Source organism: Saccharomonospora iraqiensis subsp. iraqiensis (assembly GCF_000430445.1).
GTDB lineage: Bacteria > Actinomycetota > Actinomycetes > Mycobacteriales > Pseudonocardiaceae > Saccharomonospora > Saccharomonospora iraqiensis.
This window is the reverse complement of the sequence record NZ_KE387057.1, coordinates 48,700-51,231: the sequence shown is the minus strand read 5'-3', so window position 1 is coordinate 51,231 and position 2,532 is coordinate 48,700. Positions and strand designations below refer to the sequence as shown.

2 protein-coding genes and 2 pseudogenes are annotated in these 2,532 nt (G+C 71.4%); 3 read left to right on the top strand and 1 reads right to left on the bottom strand.

What is annotated here, in order from left to right:
• Window positions 1-190: pseudogene (locus ACTIR_RS26275) on the bottom strand (NAD-dependent succinate-semialdehyde dehydrogenase); the annotation flags it as partial.
• A gap of 221 nt (window positions 191-411) precedes the next feature.
• Here ACTIR_RS26275 and ACTIR_RS0104765 point away from each other — a divergent pair.
• The 3 genes and pseudogenes from ACTIR_RS0104765 to ACTIR_RS26270 form a co-directional block, all read left to right on the top strand.
• The gene (locus tag ACTIR_RS0104765) at window positions 412-1,665 is read left to right on the top strand and encodes an aspartate aminotransferase family protein (protein ID WP_026453421.1); all 1,254 of its coding nucleotides are present in this window, start codon (window positions 412-414) and stop codon (window positions 1,663-1,665) included.
• Window positions 1,662-2,192: a DUF3830 family protein gene (locus ACTIR_RS0104760; protein WP_052583719.1), complete on the top strand. Its 531-nt coding sequence runs from the start codon at window positions 1,662-1,664 to the stop codon at window positions 2,190-2,192. Before ACTIR_RS0104765 ends, ACTIR_RS0104760 begins: the two co-directional genes overlap by 4 nt.
• A gap of 124 nt (window positions 2,193-2,316) precedes the next feature.
• Window positions 2,317-2,532: pseudogene (locus tag ACTIR_RS26270) on the top strand (FAD-binding protein); the annotation flags it as partial.

Sequence of the window (2,532 nt, the reverse complement as noted above, 5' to 3'; positions counted from 1 at the left end):
CGGCGACGGCGGCGTCCAGCGCGGCGGCGCCGTCCGCCGGGGAGGCGTCGGCGACCTCGCACAGCACGCCGTTGGTGGCGGGGTCCCGCACCGCGAACGTCCGCCCGTCCGTGGCGGGGGTCCACTTGCCGCCGACGAACAGATCCTTGTCGACCGCGTCGACCACGCCGGACTCGCTGAGGCTGCCCATCCGAAACTCCTCCGAAAGTAGCTGTTTGCGCCGCTGCGGGCACCATGCTACGAATATTGTTGACAATCTACAACCCTCCGGGCCGCACCCGGGCCCGCGTGAGCGTGAAGGGCACTTTCCCTGCGTGTGACGCAGCGAGGGGCACGTTCCCTGCATTCAACGCAGGAAAAGTGCCCTTCACGCATACCCCACCGGCCACCGTCGCAAAGGAGCACGCTGTCATGGCCCAGCTCTCCCCCATTCTCAAGCAGGCGACCCCCGTCGTCGTCGACCACGGCGAAGGCGCCTATCTCTACGACACCAGCGGTCGGCGTCATCTCGACTTCACCGCGGGTATCGGGGTCACGAGCACGGGCCACTGCCACCCGAAGGTGGTACAGGCGGCGCAGGAGCAGGTCGGCAAGCTCATCCACGGCCAGTACACCACCGTCATGCACCGGCCGCTGCTCGAACTCGGCGAACGGCTCGGCGAGGTCCTGCCGTCCGGGCTCGACTCGCTGTTCTTCGCCAACTCCGGCAGCGAGGCCGTCGAGGCGGCGCTGCGACTGGCGCGGCAGGCCACGGGCAGGCCGAACGTCGTCGTGTTCCAGGGCGGCTTCCACGGGCGCACCGTGGCGGCGGCGTCGATGACCACCTCGGGCACCCGGTTCGGCGCGGGCATCTCCCCGCTGATGGCGGGCGTGCACGTGGCGCCCTTCCCGCACGCCTACCACTACGGCTGGGACGAGAAGACGGCCACCGACTTCGCGCTGCGCGAGCTGGACTACCTCTTCGCCACCCAGACCGCGCCGCAGGAGACGGCCGCGTTCTTCGTCGAACCCATGCTCGGCGAGGGCGGCTACGTGCCCGCGAACAGCGAGTTCATGGCCGGCCTGCGCCGCCGCGCCGACGAGCACGGGATCCTGCTGGTGATGGACGAGATCCAGACCGGGTTCGGCCGCACCGGGAAGTTCTGGGGGCACGAGCACTTCGACGTCCACCCCGACGTGGTGCTCATCGCCAAGGGGCTGGCCAGCGGGTTCCCGCTGTCCGGGATCGCCGCGTCGCGGGACCTGATGGGCAAGGCCTGGCCCGGTTCGCAGGGGGGCACCTACGGGGGCAACGCGGTCGCCTGCGCGGCGGCCCTGGCCACGCTGGAGGTCATCCGGGAGGAGAACCTGGTGGACAACGCCGCCGCGCGGGGCAGGCAGCTGCTCGACGGCGCGCGGGCGGTGGGCGACAAGACCCCCGGGATCGGTGACGTGCGGGGCATGGGACTGCTGGTCGGCTCCGAGTTCGTCACCGCGGACGGCGCGCCGGACAACGCCACGGCGCAGGCGGTGCAGAAGAAGGCCGCGGAGAAGGGCCTGCTGCTGTTGACCTGTGGGGCGTACATGAACGTGGTGCGCATGATCCCGCCGCTGGTGGTCACCTCCGAGCAGATCGACGAGGCCCTGGACATCTGGGGCGAGGTCGTCGCCTCGGTGGCCCGGTGACGGCGGGAACGGCCGACCGGGCGGACGCGTCCGCCCGGTACATCACGATCACCCTCGACAAACGCGGGGTGTCCTGCCGCGCGCGGCTGCTCGACGACGAGGCGCCGCGCACCTGCCGGGCGGTGTGGGACGCGCTGCCGCAGAGCGGATCGGCCTACCACGCCAAGTACGCCCGCAACGAGGTCTACACCCTCGTCCCGCCGTTCGCGGACCCGAAGCCGGGCCGGGAGAACCCGACCGTGACCCCCATCCCCGGCGACGTCGTCTACTTCGGCTTCGAGCCGTGGGAAATCGGCAACCCGGCCTACGGCTACGACGAGGGCAGCGTGGCGCACGGCGAGCAGGGCGCCACCGACCTGGCCTTCTTCTACGGGCGGAACAATCTGCTGATCAACGGCGATGCGGGATGGGTGCCCGGCAACGTGTTCGGCACGATCGTCGAGGGGCTGCCCGAGATGGCCGCGGCCGCGCAGGACCTGTGGTTGCGGGGGGTGGAGGGCGAGACGCTCTCCTACGCCCGCGCCTGAGTCCGGCCCCTGCCGAGTGGGACGGTTCCGCGGGCACCTGTCCCGGCGCCGTCCCCCTCCGGCGGCCGAAACATGAATCGGATTCATAGCCAGGCGCTCGACGGGCGTACTAGGCTGCGTCCCCATGGGCGAGGCGACGGACGACGTGACGCGGCGACTGACCGGCATCGTCGGTGCGGACCATGTGCTGACCGGCGACGAGGTGACCGAGGACTACACCGGCGACGAGGCGCTGACCGGCGGGCGGGCGAAGCCGCGCTGTGTGGTCCGGCCCGGCACGGCCGAGGAGGTGGCCGCCGTGCTCGCGGAGGCCACGGAGCACGGCGTGCCGGTGACGGCC